Source organism: Synechococcus sp. H60.3 (assembly GCF_047462295.1).
Lineage (GTDB): Bacteria > Cyanobacteriota > Cyanobacteriia > Thermostichales > Thermostichaceae > Thermostichus.
Genome location: NZ_JANSIY010000212.1, coordinates 1 through 1105, shown reverse-complemented (window position 1 = coordinate 1105; position 1105 = coordinate 1). Strand labels below are relative to the sequence as shown.

The following is a 1105-nucleotide window of genomic DNA, read 5'->3' as shown; positions in this document are numbered from 1 at the left end:
GCAGGAAGGGATCCCAGTTGGGCGCAAACTTCCCTGGACACCGGCCTTTTGGAGAAGCAGGCCCTGCCCCAGGCGCCGCCGCTGCCGGATGACCGGCCTGTCATTTTTGTCGATGCCGCCAATGGCAGCGATACCCAAGGGGATGGATCCCGCAACAACCCCTTCAAGACCATCACCCATGCCATTGGACGAGCACCAGCAGGCAGCATCATCCAGCTGCTGCCAGGGATCTACAGCGCAGAAAGCGGCGAAGTCTTCCCCATCCGCCTCAAAGCTGGCCTTATCTTGCGCGGGGACGAGTCCACCCTAGGGGAGGGCTACCTCATCGATGGCGGCGGCACCTACATGAGCCCGACCTTGGCCCGGCAAAATGTTGCCCTGGTGGCCGAGAGCGGCTCAGAGGTGCGCGGGGTTACCCTGCGCAACCAGGGGCGGCGCGGCTATGCCCTCTGGATAGAATCGGCTTCCCCCCGCATTCTCAACAACAGCTTTGTGGGCAGCATCCACGACGGCATTCTCATTGCCGGCGCCTCCAACCCCTGGATAGAGGGCAACCGCTTTTACAAGAATGGGGCCAACGGCATCTCTGTCTTGGGTACCTCCCAGCCCACCATTGTCAACAACCTCTTCCAAGAGACCGGCTTTGGCCTCACCATCGACCAGCGCTCGGCGCCGATGGTGCGCAATAACCGCATCCTGCAAAACCGCACCGGCATTGTGGTTGGCGGCAGCGCCCGGCCCATCTTGCGCAACAATCTCATTGCCCGCAACCTAGAGACTGGCCTGACAGCTATCACCAACGCCCAGCCCGATCTGGGCACGGCCTCGGATCCTGGCAACAACATTTTTGAGGGCAACGGCCAGTACGACATCCACAACGCCACCCGCGGCCTGCGCCTCAACGCCAACGGCAACCAACTGGCGGGCAAAACCAAAGGGGAGCTGGATCTAGCGGGCCAAACCACGGTTGCTGCCCTGCCCAGCAGCGCCCCACCACCCATTGTTGCCGGTGGCTTGACGCTGCCCAGCGCCCCCCCGGCTCCCCGCCGGGATCCCCAGCCGGCGGTGGCCAAGCCAGCCGAAACTGGCACAAACCTACCGGTGG

General features: G+C 63.4%; 1 protein-coding gene. It reads left to right on the top strand.

Annotated features, from left to right (window positions below; genetic code table 11):
- On the top strand, positions 1–1105 hold a 1105-nt coding region (locus NW841_RS12845), incomplete at both ends, for a DUF1565 domain-containing protein (protein WP_414386780.1).